The following is a 21,312-nucleotide window of genomic DNA, read 5'->3' on the forward strand; positions in this document are numbered from 1 at the left end:
CCACTCTATGGGGCGCTACCGTGCCGCTTGAAGTTTAGGAGAGCTCTTTGCGAAGCAGGGCAGCGCCCTGGGCGAGCGCGACCATCTTCTGCCGTGCGACGCCACGAGCGAGCGGCGCCATACCGCAGTTCCCGCTCGCGTAAAGCTTGTTCTTGTCGACGAACGGGAGTGCGCTGCGCAACGTCGCTGCGACGTCCTCCGGCGTCTCGATGGCGTCGCTGGCCACGTCAATGGCGCCCAGCATGACCGTCTTTCCGCGAAGCAGTTCGATCACCTCGACAGGAACCCGCGAGTTGTGACTCTCCAGCGACACAATGTCGATCGATGACTGCTGCAACAGCGGGAACGACTCCTCGTATTGGCGCCACTCAGCCCCCAGCGTCGCCTTCCAGTCGGTGTTGGCCTTGATGCCGTAGCCATAACAGACGTGAACGGCGGTCGTGCAGCTCAGCCCTTCGGTCGCACGCTCGAGCGCTGCGACACCCCAGTCCTTCAGTTCGTCGAAGAACACGTTGAACGCGGGCTCGTCGATCTGGATGATGTCGACGCCGGCCGCCTGCAGGTCCTTCGCTTCCTGGTTCAGGATGGTCGCGAACTCCCACGCGAGCTGCTCGCGACTCCGGTAGTGGTCGTCGAAGAGAGTGTCGACCATCGTCATCGGACCGGGCAGAGCCCACTTGATCGGCTGATCGGTCTCGGCGCGAAGCCGCTTCGCGTCACCTGCGAAGACGGACTTCTCGCGAGTTACCGCACCGACAACCGTCGGGACGCTCGCGTCGTAGCGGTCGCGGATGCGCACGGTTTCGCGACGGTCGAAATCGACGCCACTGAGGTGCTCGATGAACGTCGTCACGAAGTGCTGGCGCGTCTGTTCACCATCGCTGATGATGTCGAGCCCGGCGCGACTCTGATCGTGTGCCGCGAGCGTCTGGGCGTCGAGCTTCCCTTGCCGCAGTTCGTCGTCGGCCAACTTCCACGGGGACCAGAGCTTCTCTGGCTCGGAGAGCCACGAGGGCTTGGGCAGGCTGCCGACGATCGTGGCAGGCAGGAGCGTGTTCATCTCGGGTACCTCATTTCTCGCGTGATCAGGCCGATTGCTTTGTCGCCCAGCGCTGTAGGACATCGCCGTACGGTTTCATGAGACTCACCTCGGTGAGCTTTCCCTGGATGGACGCGAGCTGAGTGCGCTCGACACGGTCGTAGGTCACCTGCGGAAGCGAGTAGTTGCTGTAGTCGAGACTCGGCCGGTACACCTCTCCCGCCGCCGCGTTCGCGTTGTAGATCTCCGGACGGTAGATCTTCTGGAACGTCTCCATCGTCGCGACCGTTCCCGCGAGCGCTATGAACGAATAGTCGTTGAGCAGATCGCCGCGGTGGTAGAAGGCGAGCGGGGCAACGGAACCCGGAGGCATGAAGTAGCGGACCGTGAGCCCCATCTTGCCGAAGTACTCATCGGTGAGCGACAGCGCGTCCGCCACATACTCCACCCCGAGAATCGGGTGGTGGTTCGTGAGCCGGGTGTAGGTTCGCGACGTCGAGACGCTGATGCAGATGACCGGCGGCTGGGGGAACCGTTTGCGGTACTCGTCCGATTCGAGGAAACGCTGAAAGACCTGTCCGTGCAGATCGCCGAAGTCGCTGGGAACACCTGTCGTCTGGTGCTCAGGGAGCCTAACGCTGAAATCGTAGTCGCGAATGTAGGAAGAGAGGTTGTTTCCGACGATGCCCTCGGTGCGGGTGCCCGTGGCGGTATCGACGACGTCCACGTCGAGCACCTCGATCACCGGAAACGCGGCGTCGTCCCCGGCCGATGTCAGATGCAGGTCCACCGAGACGATGTCGAGTTCGAGTTCGTAACGGTCGCCGCGCGGATTGTCCCAGTGGAGCAGCTCGTTGACCCGGGTGTTCATCATCGTCACCGCATTGCGCAGGTTCTGCTGACGGTCGTCGCCGCGTGCGAGATTCGCGAAGTTCGTCGTCCCGCGAGAGCGGCTCGACGGGGTGTAATCCTCGTCGAAGCGCGTCGTACCGATGCTGAAGACACATTCGTCCGTCATGTTGATCAGATTCCCCATCCACTTTCGCCGCGCTCGACGACGGGCGCGACCGCACGATTCACTGTCCGAGTTTCGAGGCACTTCGATGTCGGTCCCGACGGCCGAGCGCCAGTCGGCAAGGCCGACAACCAGAGTCGGCGGACCGAAGCGGCGTTGACAGCAGTCTATATAGAGGCGTTCCCATAGCCTAATTAGGCTGTGCGATAGCTGGATATAGGAATCGGCTATGTCAGGAGATCGACTCCGAAGCTCGAGACCACGTCGCGCATCTCCGCCACGAACCGCTCCGCCTGGGCGGTCAATGAGACCGACCCATGCCTGATCCAACCGATCTCGATGCGTTCGTCCACGTCGAGTGGGACAGCGACAATCGACGGATCCAGATCGTCGGAGATGATGCCGGTCGAGATGGTGTAACCGCCGAGACCGATCATCAGGTTGAAGATGGTCGCTCGGTCGCTCACGCGGATGTCTTGCTTCGATGAACGCGTGGAGAGGATCTCTTCGGCGAGATAGAACGAGTTGTTCACGCCCTGGTCGAACGTGAGCCGCGGCAGGTCTTCGAGATCCTCCAGCGTGACACTCTCTTTCCCGGCTAGGGGGTTCGTGCGGGCGATGAAGATGTGCGGTGTCGTGAAGAACAGCGGCGTAAAGGTCAGGCCCGCTTCGCGGAGCAGCTTATTGATCACGTTCGCGTTGAAACTGTTGCGATAGAGCACGCCGACCTCACTCCGCAGAGTGCGGACATCTTCAATGATGTCCCACGTCCGGGTCTCCCGAAGACTGAACGCGTACTCGGCGGCGTCAGAGGCTTTCACCATGCGAGCAAAGGCGTGAACGACGAACGAATAATGCTGAGTGGATACGGCAAGGAGCCGGCGCGAGGGACCGCGCCCGAGATAGCGCTGTTCCAGCAGCTCCGCTTGCTCGACGACCTGGCGCGCGTAGCCGAGAAACTCCGCCCCGTCGTCGGTGAGGGTGACTCCCCGGTTCGAACGGACGAACAATGAACGTCCAAGCCGACTTTCGAGGTCCTTGAGCGCCGCGGACATGGTCGGTTGAGCCACGTAGAGCGTGTCCGCAGCGGCACTGATCGAGCCCTCCGCTGCCACCTCCACGAAGTAGCGCAATTGCTGCAGGGTGATTCCACGTAGCGCGCCCTCAGCCTGCCGTGCCATCCCAGAAGACTAACGAAGCCACCGCCGTCACCAGTGCCGGGCACGCGAGATACGAGGCAGTCCTCAATCCGACGGTGCGATTCCCACCACGACCGTGCTGGCCCCCACCTGCGAGGCGGGTCGTTCGAACACCCGCACCGCGAGCCACCGTCGTCGCTCGCCGTCATCGTCACGGGCCGGGTAGAGCTCCACCGAGAACTGCAACGCGTCGCTACCTGGGCATTTGAGGCGTGCCCTCAGCCCATCGGTTCGTCGACGAGCGGCTCGTCGACGATCTCGAACGGAGCCGTCGCGGCACCCCATCGCCGGCACACCCACAGTCCGTCGGAGTACTCCAGTTCGATGGAACCGGTGTTGCCCAGGTGGGTTGCCGCGGCGAACCGGGAGTCGATGCCGGCCAGACGTGCGGCGACCAGGCGAATGGCCGCACCGTGACTCACCAGGAAAACATCGCGCTGGTCCGGTCCGGAGAGGTACATGTCGGCGAGGTCCTCGACCGTCGGCAGGTACCGGTCGTAGACCATCGCGAGCGATTCGCCGCCCGGGATGCGTGCGTCGAGGTCGCCGTCGTGCCAGCGATGCATGATGTCCTGGAAGACCTCGTACGACTCGCGGTCGGTGCGGTCCTCGAGGTCACCGGCCTGCACCTCGTGCACTCCGTCGACGGCCGCGGTCTCCACATCCCACACCGATCCGATCAGCTCGGCGGTCTGACGTGCACGGAGTGCGCGCGAGCTGAGCAGCACCGCGTGGTGTTCCGGAGTGTTCTCCAGGCCGAATCGAACACCTTGGCGCGCACCGAAATCGGTGAGTGCGGCACCGGGCAGGGCGGTGTCCAGTCGGCGCATGACGTTCGACGTGGTCTCGCCGTGTCGGACCAGATGCAGGCGTGCCATCACTTGCCCCCTCGTCGCATCGATTCGACCCAGGCGAGCGACTCCGTGTGATCGGGTGGTGCCGAGCCGGTGGTGCGCACCGCGGGCCACGACCCGAGGAACACCACGCGCTCGCACCGGCGCTGGAGGGCGGCAAGCGCTTCGGCGACAGCCGCGTCGTCGATGTGCCCGACGGCGTCGAGGAAGAACCGGTACCGTCCGGCGATGCTGCGGCCCTGGGACTCGTCGCGCTGCGGGCGCGACTCGATACGTGTGAGGTCGATTCCGCGCGAGGCGAATTCGTTCATCGCCGCCATCAGGCTGCCCGGTTCGTTCGACAGGTCGAGTATGACCGAGGTCCGGTCGGTGCCGGTGCGGGGCAACGGGATCCCCGGACGCCCCAGGAAGAGGAATCGGGTGGTCGCCTCCCGCGCATCGGCGACACCGTCGGCCAGCACGACGAGCCCGGACAGTCGGGCCGCGAGCCCGGTGGTGACCGCGGCGTCCGCCTTCCCGGCCGCAACATCCTGCGCGGCAGCGGCATTCGAACTCGAGATGACGAACTGCGCATTCGGGAACAGCTCACCCACCCGACGACGCACCTGCGCGGACGCAACCGGGTAGGCGGCGATGGTACGGACCTCAGCCGCGGGCAACGGCGAGACCGCGGCGATCGTGAAGGAGATGTCGAGCACGGTCTCCGCGAACGCCTGCACGCGCCCATCGGCGTCATCGGAGGTCGAGGGCACCAGCGCATCCATCGTCGCGGGCACCGAACCCTCCATCGAGCTCTCGATCGGCACACAGCCGTAGTCGGCCTCACCGCTGCGGACCATCGCAATCGTGGCGGCGGGACTCGACGCGGCCACCCGGTCGATCCCGCCCGACAGGTCGAGGCCGGCACTGGACTGATGCGCGGCGAGGACCGCGTCGAGTGCCATCTCGGTGAAGGTTCCGGGCGGGCCGAAGTAGGCGATCACAGGCACCACACGAGCCTAGTGGAAGCCGGTCCGGCGGGACCGTTCGCGCTCGACCGACATCGACGCATCCGCACGGAAACCATTGACGCGTGCGCTCTGGGAATTTAGGTTAGGGTTACCTTTCAAGCCCGCCGCCCCCGCGACGCCGACCGGAGAGACAGTCATGACGAGAACGACGACCGACCGCCCGACGGATGCCGAGATGATCCAGACGGCCTGTCGTCGGGTCGGTTCCGCCATCCTGGCCATCGAGGGTGCCGACGCCACCCCGATCGAGGTCGTCCACCTCTTCGAGTCCCAGGCGTTCGTCCTCGTCCCGACCACCGGTGATGCCATGCGGGCAGTCGACGAGGCCGAGGGCGTGCCCGCGATGCTCGAGGTGACCGACTGGGCGCCCATCGACCTGCGCGAACGCGTGCGGTCGGTGATCTGGCTGAACGGCACCCTGCACGAGGTGCCGCGCGACCTGGAACGTGACCTGGCGATCGAGATCGCCGCCGAACACCCCGACGACGGGCTGCTCGACATCGGGCACGGCGCATCGATGTTGCGACTGCAGGTCGACACCGCGGTGATCGCCTCGTCGGACGGCGCGGCCTCGGTGCCTGCCACCGAACTCGCCGACGCCGACCCCGACCCGTTCTGGGAGCACGAGGGCAGCTGGCTCGAGCACCTCGACTCCGACCACGCCGACATCGTCGGCCAGCTGGTCCGCAAACTCCCCGCCGACCTGCGCACCGGACGGGTGCGGCCACTCGGGCTCGATCGATTCGGCATCCGGTTCCGCATCGAGGGACTCGACGGCGACTCCGACGTCCGGCTCCCCTTCGCCCGCCCGGTCTCCGGCGTGTTCGAACTCTCGCGCGCCCTGCGCAACCTCGCGGGTTGCCCCTTCCTGAACTCGATGCCCGACTGACTCTCGTCTCGCGGCGACAACGCGCGCCGTCTGCCGATGTCGCCGCCCACCGCGGGGTTTTAGGCTGACCGGCATGGCCCTGCGCGAGTACCTGAAGCCGTCCCCGCACGGCATCCCGGTGGTCACCGACCGGATCGAACGACGCGGCATCATCGTCGAGCTGGTCATCGTCGGCGTCCTGACGTTCGCGTTCTCGGCACTCTCCGCGGCGCTGGCACTGCTCGAGGCCCAGCTCGCCGGTGGGATCGGCGAGACGACCGTCGCCCTCAATCCCAGTCGCTCCGACCTCGGACCCATCGACGCCGTCCGGCAGATCATGAGCGGGCTCCGTCTGTTCGCCATCGCCGCTCTGGGCGTGTATCTGTTGTGGCGCAGCGGGATCGGACTCTCACGCGTCGGACTGGGCCGGTGGACTCCGCGCCGCGACGTCCCCGCCGGGCTGGTGCTCGCCGCCGTCATCGGCCTCCCCGGGCTGGCCCTTGTCGCCGTGGCCCGCGCCCTCGGCCTCAACGCGAGCCTCGTGCCCAGCCAGGCCGACACCTGGTGGGAGTGGCCGGTTCTCGTGCTGATCGCCATCGGCAACGCCGCCGCCGAGGAGATCGTCGTGGTCGCCTACTTCATCACCCGGTTGCGTCAGCTCGGCGCGTCCGACGGTGCGTCGCTCGCGGCCAGCGCGCTCCTCCGCGGCGGTTATCACCTCTACCAGGGCTTCGGTGCCGGCGTCGGCAACCTGGTCATGGGAGTCGTCTACGGCCGCTTCTACCAGGTCAGCGGGCGCGTCTGGCCACTCGTCGTCGCCCATGCGGTCATCGACGTGGTGGCCTTCGTCGGATACGGACTGCTCCGCGACCACCTGTCCTGGGTCGGATGACGAGACCGACGCTCGTCGACCGGGCGCCCTCTCCCGTCGACTGCGCGCCTACCGGACCGATGTTGAACACGGTGAGATGATTCTATAGATTCGTCTCATGACCGTCGATGTGCCGCCCGGCCCGACCGCCGCGCCGGCCGACCTCCCGTTTCCGCGACGCCATCGAGCCGCCGAGTCCCGCGGCCGACGCATCGGCAAACTCCTGAAGGTCTACAACCATCTCCGCGAACCCACCGACGACGAGCTCGCTCGGCTCGGGCGCCGGCTGCGCGCACGGGACGAACCCGCTGCGGCGCTGGTCCGGGCCATGCGTCTCCCGAGGGATGCCGACGGCCGGGTGTCGATGCGCCAGTTCGAGCAGGCGCTCGCCGGCGACATGCCGTCCGACGCCCCGGCCGCCCTCCGCGACTTCTTCGCCCTCGTCGAAGACACCCCGGACTGGGTCGATCCCGATCTCTGCGACCGCGGCGCCGCGGTCTACCGACGGTTCGGCCAGAACGCCAACGACGTCCTCTTGCAGCTCTCGCTGATCGGCGGCTACCGCTTCGGCGGGCCCGCCGATCTGCTGGTCGCAACCGGCGGCCTCACCGGGAACACCGTCATCCGACGGCTCGGCGAGACACAGACCTGGGCCATCGCGGTCGGCGAACCGGGCGGCATGGCACGCGACGGCGCGGGCTGGCGGCTCACCGTCCACGTGCGTCTCATGCACGCGCTCGTGAACGAGAGGTACGAGCACAACGGCCGCTGGGACATCGACCAGTGGGGTCTGCCGATCAACCAGTCCGATCTCGCCGCAACGCTGAACCTCTTCAGCGGCGCACTGATGATGGGGGTCCGCGCCCTCGGCGTCCCGGTGAGCCGCGACGACTCCCGCGCGCTGATGCATCTCTGGAAGTACGTCGGCTGGCTGATCGGGGTCGACGACGACTGGCTCTTCGACTCCGAACGTGAGCAGCACCAGCTGAGCTACGCGGTCCTGCTGGCACAGCACGACGTGACCGACGCAGGCGCGGCGCTCACCACGGCGATCGTCGACGCCCAGGATCGCCTGCACTACCGGCTGTTCCCCCGGCTGGCCGCGCGCTACACCCGGGCCCGCCTGGTCAGCATGCTGCAGGGTTTCCTCGGTGTCCGCGGCATGCGCGACCTCGGATTGCGGCCCGCCCTGCCCTGGGCCTTCGGTCTCGCGTGGATACGCAACACCCTCACCTACCAGGTCATCGCGCGAACGCCGGCCGGCCCGCGCTATCTGGAATGGACCGGTGCCCGCGCCCGACGCCGAGCCCTCTTCCGCCACTTCGGCCCCGACACTCCCGACATCGGTTCGCTCGCGGAGCGCTGACGGCCCGGTCCGGTCCGGTCGTCGAAATCGGTTCGTCCCCATCGTTGTCGCACGCGACATCGACCGGGAGCCCAATCGGGTTCGCGGGCAGGCGTTTTGCAGCGTGCGGGGACCGATCATGGCAGCACGATTCGGAGCTGCTCGGTCGAAAGACGCTCCCGCAACGGAAATCGACTGTCGCGGCACCGGCCCGGCGCCTACGGTGAACCGATGTCGATGACCGGGACGATCCGAGAATGGCACCACGACGAGGGCTGGGGTGTCATCACGTCACCGGCGCTGTCCGGCGCCATTCATGTAACCACTTTCGTCGTTCGTGTTCGGGCCGTTCAGAATCTCGACCAGCTGTCCCTGCCCGGCTTGCGTCCGGGGACCGTCGTCGACTTCGACCATGCGATAGCTGTTCCGCCGGAACGCGGATGTCGATATGTGGCGCTGTCGGTCTGGCCGTCCGATGTCGCCCAGCCGGACCGCACTCGCAGCGGCGCGTTCCGAACAGCGCTGTGGCACAGCGTGGGTGTCGCCGGCCCGGACGGTCTCACGACCATCGAAGAGACGGCCCTCACCGGGACACCGGCGCCGCCACCTCCAACCTCCCTCATGCCGAACACCTCTGGAACCGTGCGTTTCTGGAACGACGAGGAGGGCTGGGGCGTTCTCGACTCGGACGCCACCCCGGGCGGGGCATGGGCGTTCTACAGCGAGATCACCGGCACCGGCTTCCGGAACCTGTCGCCGGGACAGAGCGTCGAGTTCCAGTACGAGCACCCCGGTCAGGAGGGTTACGCCTACCGCGCGAACAACATTCGCGTCACGTGAGTCGCTCGGCGGCGTCGTCGTCGACACGATCATCGTCGACGTCCGGTCGTCCACCCGACCCGGTGACCCGCGCGAGGAGGTAGAGCCCGAGCCCGACGACGATCAGGATGCCCGCACGCAACCAGGTCGATGCGCTCTGCTGCGTCATGAGAACGACGCAGGAGATCACCGCGAGTACCGGCAGGATCGTCGGCGCCCGGAAGTGGTCGGTGTCCGTCCGGTCGCGGCGCAGCACGAGAACCGCGACGTTGGTGCTGACGAACACGAACAGCAGCAGGAGCACCACGGTCTCGGCGAGTGCCGCGACCGTGCCCGTTGCCGCGAGGACCATCGCGACGGCGGTGGTGGCCACGATCGCCGTCCACGGCGTGCGACGACGGGGCAAGACCTTCGCGAGCGCGCCGGGGAGCAATCCGTCACGAGCCATGCCGAAGGTCAGGCGCGACGCCATGATCATCGTGAGCAACGCGCCGTTCGCGACGGCGATCAGCGCTATCAGGGAGAACACCCGGTCGGGTATCCCGACATCGGCGATGGAGACGACCTCCAGCAACGGACCCGACGACTTTACGAGCCGCTCGGGTGGTGCGACCACCGACACCGCCAGACCGACGAGCACGTACACCACGCCGGCGGCGAGTAGCGCGCCGAACAGCGCCTTCGGGTACACCCGGCGCACGTCGCGGACCTCCTCGGCCATGTTCGCCGAGGTCTCGAACCCGACGAACGAGTAGTAGGCGAGCAATGCGGCACCGAGTACGGCGAGCGCCGGTGTGGTCTCGTCGGTGAACTCCAGCACCCGCCGCGGCTCGCCATCACCACGACCCAGCACGATGCCGGCCAGCACGACGACGAGGACGAGTCCGGAGACCTCCACGACGGTCATCACCACGTTGGCTCGCAGGGACTCGGTGATCCCGCGGGCGTTCAGTGCCGCGACCGCGACGAGAAACACCAGCGCCGCGACCGTGGTGGGCACATCGAGAAAGACCTGCAGGTAGTCGCCGGCGAAAGCGAGCGCGAGTCCGGCCGCGCTCGTCACACCGGCGGCCAGCATGCAGAATCCGACGAGGAAGGAGACCAGCGGATGGCGGTAGGCGTGTCGCGCGAAGACCGCGGCGCCACCGGCCCGCGGGTACTTGGTGACGAGCTCTGCATACGACGCCGCGGTCAGCATCGCCAGCGCGAGGGCCAGCGCGAGCGGAACCCAGATCGCTCCGCCGACCTCCCCGGCGACCTCGCCCACCAGCGCATATATCCCCGCGCCGAGGACGTCGCCCAGGATGAACAGGAACAACAACTTGCCGGTGATGGCGCGACGCAGCGGGGTGTGGCCACCGTCGGTTCCGGTATCGCCGCTCCCGGTGTCATCGGAGGTGCCGCCGGCCTCGGCGACGTGTTTCTCGGTCATGGCCGGTCCTGTACCCCGTTCGGGCCGGAACAAGACCTCCGCGGCAGATCTCTCCGGGGAGTCGACGCCCACATCGGCACACCAACCGACCGACATCGGATACGGCGGCCCATGCGTACATTTGATGGGATGAACGAGCAGGACCCGCCGATCCTCCGGCGAGGTCGCCCCGGACCGCCGATGCCGTCCGGGCGGCCAGCGGGCCCGCCCCCGCGCCCGGGGCCGCCTCCCGGCCAAGGCCACCGCCCACCTCCCGGCGCCGGTGTTCCGTCCGCTCATCCGCAGGCCATGCCGCGAATCCCCGCGCACGGCCCCGACCCGCGCCGTGCTCCGGGCCCCGGTCCCAGCGGCCGACCACCGCATCCCTCCCCTGCCGACCGGCCGTCCCCGTCGGCGCGGCCCGGTCCCGCCGGGTATGCCCCCACCCAGAAGCCCGAACCGATTCCGGACCATCGGTCCCGCGGCCCCCGTCCGCCGCACGCGGACCGTCGCGTCCGTGACCGGTCCGCAGGCCGGCCACCCGCGCCGCCACGACCGGTCACTCCGCCTCGTCCCCGACGCACCGGCCGCCGCGCGGTCCGCGTCGGCAGGATCCTGCTGATCCTGCTGCTCGTCGTCGTCCTCGGTTCCGTCGGACTGCTGTTCTACTACGACTCGAGACTCGACCGCATCGACGCGCTGCGCGCCTACGCGGGACGCCCGTCGGACACACCCGGCACCAACTGGCTCATCGTCGGCACCGACTCCCGAGCCGATCTCACCGAAGAACAGCGCCGGGCGCTGGCCACGGGTGATGCCGCCGGTTCCCGCACCGACACGATCATGCTCGTCCACAACCCCCCGGGCGGCGGCAAGGCGATCGTGGTGAGCATTCCGCGCGACCTGTACGTGGAGGTTCCGGGTCACGGCAGCCTGAAGCTCAATGCCTCGTTCGGCATCGGCGGTCCGGCACTGCTCGTGCAGACCGTCGAGAACCTCACCGGAATCCACATCGACCACTACGCCGAAATCGGTTTCGGCGGATTCGACACCCTCGTCGACTCGGTCGGCGGCGTCGACATGTGTATCGACCAGCCGCTGAACGATCCGAAAGCGGGCCTGCGCCTTGCGAAGGGCTGCCATCGGCTCGACGGGCGCCAGGCGCTGGGTCTGGTCCGAACGCGCGCCTTCCCGCGAGCCGACCTCGAGCGTGTGGTCAACCAGCGAAAATTCCTCGCGGCACTGGTCTCTCGCGCCACCAGTCCGACGGTGCTGCTCAATCCGTTCCGGCTCTTCGGTTTCGTCGGCGGCGCCATCGACGCACTGACGGTCGATGAGCGAGATCACATCTGGAACCTCGCGTCGCTCATGTTCGCACTTCGCGACCCCATCACGACCACGACACCCGCCGGCGAGAGCACCTTCACCGACGAGGGGCTGGCGCTACCGGTCAACGAGCAGACCGAGGAGTTCTTCGGCCTCCTCCGCGCAGGTCAACCCATCCCCGACGAGCTCCTCGTCGACGCCGGCTGACCGTCGTGGAAAGGGTCCCCAAACGCAGGCGAGACTAGCCTTACTTAGCCTGAACTTGCTGGTGAGAGCCATTTTTCGGCTCTACGATGGGCCGCATGACCGAACACACCAAATTCCACCAACTGCTGCACGACCAGATCAGCAACGAGTTCTACGCCTCCCAGCAGTACATCGCGGTCGCCACCTACTTCGACAACCACGACATGCCGCAGCTCGCGAAGCTCTTCTACCGTCAGGCAGTCGAGGAGCGCAATCACGCGATGATGATCGTGCAGTACTTCCTCGACCGGGACATGGAGATCGAGATCCCCGGCATCCCGGCACCGAACAACCGCTTCGACGACTACCGCGCACCCATCGATCTCGCTCTCGCACAGGAGAAGACGGTCACGCAACAGGTCGTCGACCTCGCCAAGTCGGCCCGCGACACCGGCGACTACCTGGGGGAGCAGTTCGTGCAGTGGTTCCTCAAGGAGCAGGTCGAGGAGGTCGCGACCATGACGACCCTGCAGACCATCGCCGAACGCTGCAACGGGAACCTCTTCGACCTCGAGAACTTCGTCGAGCGAGAGTTCAACGGCGAGAAGACATCCGACGCAACCGCACCCCTCGCGGCCGGCGGGAACATCTGACGCAGAAGAACTTTCGCGCAGAGGTGCGAGCGCAGCGACCGTCCTGCTCCCTGAGGTGCGAGCGCAGCGAGCCTCGAAGGGCTGGTGACCAGAACTCACCAGCCCTTCGAGGCTCGTCGCTTTCGCTCCTCACACCTCAGGGAGCAGAGGGGGCAACGTCGACACTCCTCACACCTCAGAGGACAGAGGGGGCAACGTCAACCCTCCTCGCACCTCAGGGAGCAGAGGGGACGACGTCGACACTCCTCGTAGCTCAGGGAGCGGAGGGGTGTCAGCGCAAGGTGACCTGACGACCGCGGATGCCGTCGCGCGAGCTGCGCTGCTCGATCGTCAGCGGTGAGGTGTCGGCGAGTGCCTCGCCGAGCCACTGGTCGAACTGGTTCAGACCGGCGTACCACTCCTCGTGGTGCATCTCGTTGTCGAGGTCGAAGACCGGTACGAGCAGTCCGTGGGTGCGGAACGACCCGGCGAACCGCGACCCCTCGCCGACCGTCAGCCGTCCGGCGGCGTGCAGCCGTGCCATCGCCGACATCAGGTCGTCCTCCGGCTCGGGCCGAATCCAGCGCAGGTGGGCCCGCTCGCCGGCGTCGACCCACCAGGGTGCACCCGCGCCGCTGTCGACCACGAGCCGCGCGGTCGGCAGCACCGACTCGTTGGCGCGCTCGAACATCGCGGTGATCTCGGCGGGGACATCGGTGCCCTCCACGAACCACCAGCCGAAATCCTGGTGGACCGTGATGTCCAGGGTGGCATCGGGTTTCACGACCTCGTCGAGGGTCGGGGCCTCGTCGGCGGACTCCAGATCGAACTCGCTGCCCGCGTCGGCGTGCGCCGCCCACGCGATGGCGGCGGCCAGTTCGACCGTCAGCGCCGTTCGATCCGGGTCGGTCTGCAGACCGACGAAACCTTCTGTGGCGCCGTCGACGTCGCGCGCGAGGGCGGGCACCGCCCCGGGCAGGATCGTCACGATCGAGACGTCGTTGCGCGAACCGGCCGGTTCGACGAGTTCCAGTCGCGCGGTCGCCGAGGCGACGAAGGTCCGCAGCGCGACGAAGTCGCACTCGGACGCGAACCCGGCGAACGGCCGGGGCGGCGGCGCCAGAGCTGCCGCCTGCCGCGCCTTACGTGCCGCTACGCGCTCCGCACGATTGCTTCCCGGACGTGGTCCACTGCCCCGTTTGCTCTTCTTGCCCATCGGTCCACTCTCTCACGCGGCCCGCGGCGCCCGACACGGTCGTGCACGCCGCAGCTCAGTCGACCGTGACCAGCCAGTCGCGCACCTTCGCCGGATGATTGGTGGCCAGCCACCGCACACCCAGATCGGCGCAGAGCTGGACGTCGACCTGTTCGTCGACCGTCCAGCAGTAGGTGACCCGACCGGCTGCGGCGGCGCGGTCGACGAGATCGGGGTACTGCCGCAGGGTCATCACCGACGGCCCGATGCCCGTCGCTCCGACCGCGGTCGCGGCACCGCCGCCGAGAACCCGGGCGGTGTCGCCGAGCAGGATCGTCGGCAGCATGGGGGCGTGGCGTCGGATACGCCAGACCCCCGCGGAGGAGAACGAGATGACCACGGCTCGGCTGTGATCGGCCGAGGGTGGGGTCGCCACCCCGAACTCGTGCAGCATCTCGAGGAGCTTCTGCTCGACGAGACTGCCGAAACGCACCGGATGCTTGGTCTCGATGAACAGCCGGACGGGACGACGCCAGTCCAGGGTCAGGGTCAGCAACTCGCGCAGCGTCAGGATCGACGCCGGCCCGCCCGACGCGTGCCAGCTGCCGAAGTCGAGTTCGCGCAGCTCGGCGAGCGTCATCTCGCTGACGATGCCCGTGCCGTTCGACGTGCGGTCGACGGTCCGGTCGTGTACGCACACGAGCTCGTGATCGGCGGTCAGCCGGACGTCGCATTCGAGTCCGTCCGCTCCCTGCGCAAGGGCGAGTTCGTACGCGGCCAGGGTGTGCTCCGGGCAGTCACCCGACGCTCCGCGGTGCGCCACCACCGCCGGCTTGCCCGAGCGCGAGACCTTCTCGGCCGCGCCCACATTCACCCCTGAGTTCATCCGACCGCCACCCACCGTCTCGTCGGGACCGGGGCCGCCTCGGCGGCTTCGAACAGTGTCCGCACCCGGCGTGCCATCCAGAAGGCGAAGGCCGCGGAGATCGCCGCGCTGACGATCACCATCGCCAGCGCGTTCGCCCCGGTCTGCAGCGAGTCCGAACGCCACGCGACGAGCCTGGCGACGATCGCCGCCGCGGCCGCCACGTTGACCAGCACCCAGGCGACCCACAGCTTGCGCAGTCGTCGACCCACGAGATCGGCGTCGAGCGAGGGATCCTGGCCGACGCGGTGCGTGGCGACTTCCTGCAACACCAGTGGGGCGCCGATCAGGTTGATCAACGGCAGTCCGGACAGCGCCGCGACCCAGCCGGGGCGGCGCGGGTCCGCAAGACCCGCCGACGCATAGGTGTCGGCGCGCAGTTCCAGGACCCACCGCATGAAAGCCAGCGTGGCGAGCACGAATCCGAGAAATGCCACGACCCCGACGAAGACGGTGAGCCAGTCCGACGCCACGATGAGGAACTCGGGAAGCGGACGGTCGCGGTTGACCACCAGCAGGATGTAGCGGACGAGATGGACCAGCGCCGACGCGGTCAGCGCGGAACCGGTGAGCACCAGCGCGAGTCCCAGCCGGGCCCGGGAACTCTCGAGCTTGCGGTGCGCGGTGTCGGTCTCGGCCGGTTCGTCGTGCAGACCCCAGGTGGGTATGTAGACGTAGCGAGGGATCAGTCGGGGACCGCGGCGGCCCGAGGCGCCGCGGCGGGCGGGTATGGCCTCGGGTGGGCGGCGGGCCACCCATCGCACGTTGCGGCTGCGGTAGAGCCGCCCGGCGGGCGTCGGGGCCGAGCCGGCACGAGGCGGGATCGGGGAGGGGCGCATCGCGACACCGGGGGCCGAGGATCGCGCCGACGACCCCTGGCGGACGGCCATCGCGCGAGCGGCATCGTCGACGACGCTCAACGGTCCACCACAACGTGGACAGTGTTCACGTCCGGGACGATGCGGCGCCTGGATTCGACACCGCGGGCACAGGTCGATCATCGGCCGGCGTCGCCCTCGGATCGCGTATCGCCGAACTCGACGGGCTTGCCGTGCTCCTGCCAGGCGAGCATGCCACCGCGGACGCAGATGCCGTCGTAACCCACCTGGGCGAGGTACTGCAGGACGCGCATCGACCGGCCGCTGGAATGACAGACCACGTAGAGGTCGTGATCGGGGTCCAGCTCGTCGAGGCGCCCCGGGACCTCGGCCAGCGGGATGTGCACGGCGCCCCGGATATGGCCGGACGCCCATTCGTCGTCCTCGCGGACGTCGAGCATGACCGCGTCGGTCCGCCCGGTGAAGTCGTCCGGAAGATCGGTCACCGGAACCTGAGTGATGTCGCCCATGGTCACTTTTCCATGGTGGCACAGAGACGGCCAGGTGCGACGCCAGCTGTCCACCAGGGCGGCCCGCGCGCCGCCGCCACCACCCCTCGGTTCGGCGTCGCACGGTCACTATGTTGACCTACATAAACTTATCCACATGCACGTTCTGGACGTTTGTCCCCAGGTCGCAGACTGACCGTCTAGTTGGGGATGAGACTGTGGAATTGTGGAAAAACGCAGGCCAACGGTTATCTACTTGTGACAGCGGTCACTTGATTGATCGAATGTGCGCGTAGGAAATTCACGTCAGTGCAGCGGTCGAGACGACCTGAAGTTCCACTTCACTGAACAGCCCTGTGGATAACTTGGGGACAATACACAAGTAAAACCGTGTGAAAACCCTCGCCGGCAGGTTTCAGTCCCGGTGCAGGAGCGACATACGCAGCGACGGTGCGCGATCGAACGCCGCCAGAACTCCGGTCGTCACACTCTCCGCGAATCCGGCGACCGACGTCTGGCTTCCCACCAACCGCATCAGGAGCGGCTTGGGGGTCTCCACGACGGTGATCTCGGCATCGGGATACCGCTCGGCCACGACCGAGCGCATCACGCCGATGCCGTCGACGACGCCGAGTTCGGCGGCACGGCTGCCGATCCACACGTCGCCGTTGAAGAGTTCCTCGTCGGACGCGATCAGCTTCTTGCCGCGACGCTGCCTCACCCACGCGATGAACGCCTCGTGCAACTGCCCCTGGAGCCCCTTGAGCCATTCGACGTCCTCGGCCTGCTCGGGCGAGAAGGTGTCGAGCCGGGCCTTGTTCTCACCCGTCGTGTAGAGCCTGCGCTGGACACCGAACCGGTCGAGCACCGCCGAGAAACCGAAACCCGACGACACGACGCCGATCGATCCCACGAGGGAGGTGTGCGCGGCGAAGATCTCGTCGGCGGCACACGCGATCCAGTACCCGCCGGAGGCCGCGACGTCCTCGCAGAATGCGAGCACCGGCACGCCCTTCTCCGCGGAGAGCTGACGGATGCGCTCGGCGATGTACTCCGACTGCGCCGGCGAGCCGCCCGGTGAATTGACGACGACCACGACGGCCCGCAGACGCTCGGTGGCGAAGGCCTTCTTCAGGACCGGCTCGACCGATTCGGTGTTGACGCCGTGCTTGCCCATGCCGGTGATCCCGATCGGGCCGTCGAGACGGACGACCGCGACCTGTTCGGTCCGCGCTTTCGAGAATTTCTTCCCCACCGCTCCCAGCGGTCCGACAGTCATCTGCCCGAGTCTAACGATCCGGGCGGTCGAGCGTCCGTACCCGTTCGCACGCGCCGCGACACTCTGCGGCGTCCGGCGCACCGTACAATCTGCCGGGTGCAGGTGCGGTGGCTCAGCGCATTCCTCGATTTCCCCGCCGGGGTGTTCGGCAGCGAGGTGACCTTCTGGCGCGCGATCTCGGGCAGTACCGTCTCCCCGCCACGGGGTGAGCATCGAGAGTTCGCGTCGCTGGAACCGTTCTACGGCGACCCGCACCTGCGGGTCCAGCGGATCGACGACGGCCCGGGCGGAGTCCATCTCGACATCCACACCGACGACCCGCACACCGCCACCGCGGAGGCCCTCGCACTCGGCGCCACGCTCGTCAACGACGCCGGCACCCACCTCACACTTCGATCGCCCGCTGGGTTCGTGTTCTGCCTCGTCCCGTGGGAAGGCGAGACGAAGCGGTCGCGCCCCATCCGATGGCCCGGTGATGCGATCAGCATCATCGACCAGCTGTGCATCGACATCCCCGCCGACATGTTCGACGCCGAGGTCGGGTTCTGGACCCGATTGACCGGCTGGCCGACCAGATCGCGGAATCGACCCGAACTGATCGCGCTGCGGCGCGACCCGGCGGTGACCCTCGGAATCCTGTTGCAGCGCAGGCAGGATGAGCCGCAGGACGACGGGCCGGCGACCGCCCACCTCGACATCGCCACCAACTCCGTCGCCGACGAGGTCGCCCGGCACGAGGACTGGGGCGCCCGCGTGATCGAGCACTATCCGCACTGGACGACGATGGCGGATCCGGTCGGTCGCCCCTACTGCATCACCTCACGGAACCCGCGCACCGGCGACTGAGTCGCGGACCCGCTTCGGTTCGCAGTCGGCATCCGCAGGTGACCCGGCGTCCCGGTCACCGGGTGCCGGCCGTGAACTCGCGAAGCCGGTCGACCTCGACGTCGACCTCGCCGCGTTCAGCGGCGGTCACCGGACGCAAGAACTCCACGACCGGAATCTCTTCTGCGTCGAGAGACCATGTGCCGGCGAGGAATCCGTCGACGAAGAGGAAACCGGGCGACCGGCCGTTGGCGGTCACCGTGCGCCGGAACATCTCCGGCTCGGCGACCCGGGCCCGGTCGGCCTGAACGCCGATCACGTGATCGAACGGGGCGATGAGCCGGACAGGTGCCGGCGTGTCCGGGTCGGCGAGTGCCAGACCGTCGAGGTCGTAGAGCACCTCACCGTTCGGCCCGGCGAGCCGGACGAGTTCCCAATCGGCTTCCAGCTTTTCGACGAGGGGGCGCAGCCGGGTGAGCCCGGACCAGGTCTGGATGGACTTCACGGTCGCCGGTCCGAACCCGCGCAGATACAGCCGGATCAGGTCGGCCCGGGCATCGTCGTCGACGACGGCCGGCTCGCCGGGCCCGGCCCACTCGGCGAAGATCCGGTAGGTCGGTCCGCCCCGACCCCGCCACAGCCCGCGCGGGGGAACCTGGACCAGCGGCAGGCCGCAGCGGGCGATGGCGGTGAGTGTCGACGGGTTCTCGGCGGGATGGCGGGTGGCCAGTTCTCTCCCGAGTTCGGCGCCGGTGAGTTCCCGGCCGGCGAGGAGCTCCTCGGCGGACGCGAGAACTCCCGCCGGATCGGCATCCACCAGTTTCGGCGCGTGGATGTCGGTCAGCTCGCGTCGCAGCGTCGGATCGGCGAGCGGCCGAATCCAGCGTGCGTCCTCGGCGTCGATGAGGAAGATCGTCGACCGCAGCAACGCCATCCGCACGACCTCACGGTCGGTGAGCAGCTCGTCCAGCTCTAGGGGATCGAAATCCTCGATGCGCGACCACAATCCGAAGAACGCCGCACGCGGGTCCTGTGACTGCAGGCCGACGCAGCGGTCCAGTACCTCGATCGCGTCCTCGGCGACCCGGTCGAGCAGGTGCTGGCGTTGCAGCAGGGTGCGATTCCACTGGCGCAACGAGATCTCTTCGGTCACCGCACGTCTCGTCGAGCATGGAGTCGGACGACTCGGCCGGGCACCGCGGTGTCAGCCCGGGTAGACGACGCCGGTCGCGGCGTGGCAGCGGTACCCGTGGGGATTCTTGGCGAGGTACTGCTGGTGGTGATCCTCGGCGTAGTAGAACCGCCCGTCGCCTGCCTCCGCGAGCGGTTTGATCTCGGTGGCGATCGCGCCCTCGCCGGCGGCATCGAGTGCGGTCTGGAACGTCGCGGCGGTCTTCCGGACGGTGGCCAGGTCCTCGTCGGTCAGGGCGTACACCGCCGACCGGTACTGCGTTCCGATGTCGTTGCCCTGACGCATCTCCTGCGTCGGGTCGTGCGACTCCCAGAAGATCTTCAGCAGGCCCTCGAGATCGGTGACGGCCGGATCGAACACCACCAGCGTGGACTCGGTGTGTCCGGTCCGGGCGGTGCACGTCTCCTCGTAGGTCGGGTTGGGCGTGTACCCGCCCGCGTAGCCGACCGCGGTGGTGTGGACGCCGGGGACCTGCCAGAAGATCTCCTCGATGCCCCAGAAACAGCCACCGGCCAGCACGATCGCGGCAAGACCGTCGTCGAATCCCCCGATGCCGTGCACGTACGTGCCGTCGGACTCGGGCCGGCCACGCATCGGGGTGCCGAGGATCAGGTGCTCGCCGGGGACCGTGATCTCGGAGCTGCGGCCGGGCAGGGCGGCGTCTGCGGCGACGAGATCCTGTTTGCGTGAGCCGGCGGCGAAGAGCTGGTCGAGCCAAGACATGCGCCAAGTCTACGCGCGGGAGAGGCCGCATCAACGAGACGACGAGTTGAGCTGATCGTCCGAGTCTGCCTATGATGGCGATCACATCCGTGACATTGTGATACCGATCACGTCCACGTCATCCCGGTTTCTCGACGGGAGGATGTGCAGCCGATCACGGAACGAAAGGCGACGATGGCGACGCACGCGACCGGAGATCTCCGACGCGCCCCAGGGGTCGGGCGTACCGCTCCGCGCGCCAACTACGACGTGGCGAGGAGTTGCCGCACAAGCGCCCTGACCATCCTCGCGCTCGTAGCGGTCTTCGTTCTGCTCATCCTGATCTGAGCGCAGCAGACTCGACGCGGCCCAGACGCCGCTGCTCCCTTCGCTCGTCGTCACCGATTCGCGTTGAAATCTCAACCGCACTTGATGTTTCTTGGGTCGCGCTTGTTGCAATCACCCATGCTCTGCGGAAGGGTGGAACCATCCGCGTGGCGCCCGGCCGAGTCGTCGGACCCATGCGTGGACAGGGAAAACGAGTAGCACCTCAGAGAGGAACATCGTGGCTGATTACACCTTGCCGGATCTCGATTACGACTACGCGGCACTGGAACCGCACATCTCCGGCAGGATCATGGAGCTCCACCACAGCAAGCACCACGCCACCTACGTCAAGGGCGCCAACGACACCCTGGAGAAGCTGGCCGCGGCCCGCGACGACGACAGCATCGCCGGCAAGGTCTACGGACTGTCCGCCACGCTGTCGTTCCACCTGGGCGGTCACACCAACCACTCCATCTTCTGGAAGAACCTGTCGCCCAACGGCGGCGGCGAGCCCGACGGCGACCTCGCGGCCGCCCTCACCGAGCAGTTCGGTGGCTTCGACAAGTTCAAGGCCCACTTCACCGCCGCGGCCACCACCCTGCAGGGGTCGGGCTGGGCGATCCTGGGCTACGACACCATCGGTGGCAAGCTCGTCATCCTGCAGCTGACCGACCAGAGCGGCAACATCCCCGCCGCCATCATCCCGGTCGTCATGCTCGACATGTGGGAGCACGCCTTCTACCTCGACTACCAGAACGTCAAGCCGGACTACGTCAAGGCGTGGTGGAACGTCGTGAACTGGGCCGACGCCAACGAGCGTCTCGCTCGGGCGAAGAGCCAGGGCAGCGGCCTGGTCGTCCCGGCCTGATCCCCGGTTCGCCGAACATCAACGGCGCCGGTCACCTTCGGGTGACCGGCGCCGTTGTTCGTCTGAACCACCGCAGACCCACTGGCCCGCCCTGCTC

The 21,312-nt window shown here is 67.6% G+C and carries 22 protein-coding genes; 9 read left to right on the forward strand and 13 right to left on the reverse strand.

From position 1 onward, the window contains the following. Positions 1-34: 34 nt before the first annotated feature. From AMD30_RS22805 to pheA, 5 genes are all read right to left on the reverse strand, one after another. The gene (locus tag AMD30_RS22805) at positions 35-1,060 is read right to left on the reverse strand and encodes a methionine synthase (protein WP_010843961.1); all 1,026 of its coding nucleotides are present in this window, start codon (positions 1,058-1,060) and stop codon (positions 35-37) included. A 25-nt stretch (positions 1,061-1,085) separates the two neighbouring features. Further along, the gene (locus tag AMD30_RS22810; protein ID WP_055477221.1) at positions 1,086-2,057 is read right to left on the reverse strand and encodes a putative oxygenase MesX; all 972 of its coding nucleotides are present in this window, start codon (positions 2,055-2,057) and stop codon (positions 1,086-1,088) included. A 224-nt stretch (positions 2,058-2,281) separates the two neighbouring features. Continuing rightward, positions 2,282-3,235 (reverse strand): LysR family transcriptional regulator, encoded by a 954-nt coding sequence (locus AMD30_RS22815; protein ID WP_035717951.1) that lies wholly within the window; start codon positions 3,233-3,235, stop codon positions 2,282-2,284. A 236-nt stretch (positions 3,236-3,471) separates the two neighbouring features. Next, on the reverse strand, positions 3,472-4,131 hold the full coding sequence (locus AMD30_RS22820) for a histidine phosphatase family protein (protein ID WP_010843964.1): 660 nt from the start codon (positions 4,129-4,131) through the stop codon (positions 3,472-3,474). After that, positions 4,131-5,099, reverse strand: coding sequence for a prephenate dehydratase (gene pheA / locus AMD30_RS22825; RefSeq protein ID WP_055477217.1), 969 nt, complete (start codon positions 5,097-5,099; stop codon positions 4,131-4,133). The genes AMD30_RS22820 and pheA overlap by 1 nt, the downstream gene beginning before the upstream one ends. A gap of 154 nt (positions 5,100-5,253) precedes the next feature. Between pheA and AMD30_RS22830 the strand changes: the two genes are divergently transcribed. The 4 genes from AMD30_RS22830 to AMD30_RS25150 all read left to right on the forward strand — a co-directional run bounded on the left by AMD30_RS22830 (position 5,254) and on the right by AMD30_RS25150 (position 9,041). Then, positions 5,254-6,006 carry a DUF2470 domain-containing protein gene (locus AMD30_RS22830; protein WP_055477218.1) on the forward strand — a complete coding sequence of 251 codons (753 nt, stop codon included), beginning with the start codon at positions 5,254-5,256 and terminating at the stop codon, positions 6,004-6,006. Positions 6,007-6,079: 73 nt separating this feature from the next. Beyond that, positions 6,080-6,877, forward strand: coding sequence for a CPBP family intramembrane glutamic endopeptidase (locus AMD30_RS22835; RefSeq protein ID WP_010843967.1), 798 nt, complete (start codon positions 6,080-6,082; stop codon positions 6,875-6,877). Between the two features lie 97 nt (positions 6,878-6,974). Continuing rightward, positions 6,975-8,222, forward strand: coding sequence for an oxygenase MpaB family protein (locus AMD30_RS22840; RefSeq protein WP_010843968.1), 1,248 nt, complete (start codon positions 6,975-6,977; stop codon positions 8,220-8,222). A gap of 210 nt (positions 8,223-8,432) precedes the next feature. Continuing rightward, on the forward strand, positions 8,433-9,041 hold the full coding sequence (locus AMD30_RS25150) for a cold-shock protein (RefSeq protein WP_010843969.1): 609 nt from the start codon (positions 8,433-8,435) through the stop codon (positions 9,039-9,041). On the opposite strand, the gene AMD30_RS22850 is transcribed toward AMD30_RS25150, so the two are convergent. After that, the gene (locus AMD30_RS22850; RefSeq protein ID WP_055477219.1) at positions 9,034-10,452 is read right to left on the reverse strand and encodes an APC family permease; all 1,419 of its coding nucleotides are present in this window, start codon (positions 10,450-10,452) and stop codon (positions 9,034-9,036) included. The genes AMD30_RS25150 and AMD30_RS22850 overlap by 8 nt on opposite strands. Before the next feature lie 288 nt (positions 10,453-10,740). Here AMD30_RS22850 and AMD30_RS22855 point away from each other — a divergent pair, with 288 nt between their 5' ends. Then, positions 10,741-11,964: an LCP family protein gene (locus AMD30_RS22855; protein ID WP_231632827.1), complete on the forward strand. Its 1,224-nt coding sequence runs from the start codon at positions 10,741-10,743 to the stop codon at positions 11,962-11,964. Between the two features lie 95 nt (positions 11,965-12,059). Beyond that, positions 12,060-12,596, forward strand: coding sequence for a ferritin (locus AMD30_RS22860; RefSeq protein WP_010843972.1), 537 nt, complete (start codon positions 12,060-12,062; stop codon positions 12,594-12,596). A 271-nt stretch (positions 12,597-12,867) separates the two neighbouring features. On the opposite strand, the gene AMD30_RS22865 is transcribed toward AMD30_RS22860, so the two are convergent. The 5 genes from AMD30_RS22865 to AMD30_RS22885 form a co-directional block, all read right to left on the reverse strand. Next, complete coding sequence (locus tag AMD30_RS22865) at positions 12,868-13,791, reverse strand: DUF5926 family protein (protein ID WP_010843973.1); 924 nt, start codon at positions 13,789-13,791, stop codon at positions 12,868-12,870. Positions 13,792-13,846: 55 nt separating this feature from the next. Beyond that, positions 13,847-14,656, reverse strand: a complete 810-nt coding sequence (locus AMD30_RS22870; RefSeq protein WP_014924915.1) for a glycerophosphodiester phosphodiesterase family protein — start codon at positions 14,654-14,656, stop codon at positions 13,847-13,849. Then, the gene (locus tag AMD30_RS22875) at positions 14,653-15,615 is read right to left on the reverse strand and encodes a DUF4328 domain-containing protein (RefSeq protein ID WP_010843975.1); all 963 of its coding nucleotides are present in this window, start codon (positions 15,613-15,615) and stop codon (positions 14,653-14,655) included. The genes AMD30_RS22870 and AMD30_RS22875 overlap by 4 nt, the downstream gene beginning before the upstream one ends. Positions 15,616-15,692: 77 nt before the next feature. After that, positions 15,693-16,043 (reverse strand): rhodanese-like domain-containing protein, encoded by a 351-nt coding sequence (locus tag AMD30_RS22880; RefSeq protein ID WP_010843976.1) that lies wholly within the window; start codon positions 16,041-16,043, stop codon positions 15,693-15,695. Positions 16,044-16,437: 394 nt separating this feature from the next. Further along, on the reverse strand, positions 16,438-17,301 hold the full coding sequence (locus AMD30_RS22885) for a S49 family peptidase (RefSeq protein ID WP_010843977.1): 864 nt from the start codon (positions 17,299-17,301) through the stop codon (positions 16,438-16,440). A 96-nt stretch (positions 17,302-17,397) separates the two neighbouring features. Between AMD30_RS22885 and AMD30_RS22890 the strand changes: the two genes are divergently transcribed. Then, positions 17,398-18,147, forward strand: a complete 750-nt coding sequence (locus tag AMD30_RS22890; protein WP_010843978.1) for a VOC family protein — start codon at positions 17,398-17,400, stop codon at positions 18,145-18,147. A 55-nt stretch (positions 18,148-18,202) separates the two neighbouring features. Here AMD30_RS22890 and AMD30_RS22895 read toward each other — a convergent pair whose 3' ends face one another. Together AMD30_RS22895 and msrA are read right to left on the reverse strand one after the other, a co-directional pair. After that, entirely contained in the window at positions 18,203-19,279 is a 1,077-nt protein-coding gene (locus AMD30_RS22895) for a winged helix DNA-binding domain-containing protein (RefSeq protein ID WP_010843979.1), read from the reverse strand. Positions 19,280-19,330: 51 nt separating this feature from the next. Beyond that, positions 19,331-20,041: a peptide-methionine (S)-S-oxide reductase MsrA gene (msrA, locus tag AMD30_RS22900; protein ID WP_010843980.1), complete on the reverse strand. Its 711-nt coding sequence runs from the start codon at positions 20,039-20,041 to the stop codon at positions 19,331-19,333. Between the two features lie 174 nt (positions 20,042-20,215). On the opposite strand from msrA, the gene AMD30_RS25315 reads away from it, so the two are divergent. Together AMD30_RS25315 and AMD30_RS22910 are read left to right on the forward strand one after the other, a co-directional pair. Then, on the forward strand, positions 20,216-20,368 hold the full coding sequence (locus AMD30_RS25315) for a hypothetical protein (RefSeq protein ID WP_197282835.1): 153 nt from the start codon (positions 20,216-20,218) through the stop codon (positions 20,366-20,368). Between the two features lie 217 nt (positions 20,369-20,585). Beyond that, positions 20,586-21,215: a superoxide dismutase gene (locus AMD30_RS22910; protein WP_010843982.1), complete on the forward strand. Its 630-nt coding sequence runs from the start codon at positions 20,586-20,588 to the stop codon at positions 21,213-21,215. Positions 21,216-21,312: the final 97 nt, after the last annotated feature.

Origin of the sequence: Gordonia sp. HS-NH1, assembly GCF_001418765.1 — a bacterium.
Classification (GTDB): domain Bacteria; phylum Actinomycetota; class Actinomycetes; order Mycobacteriales; family Mycobacteriaceae; genus Gordonia.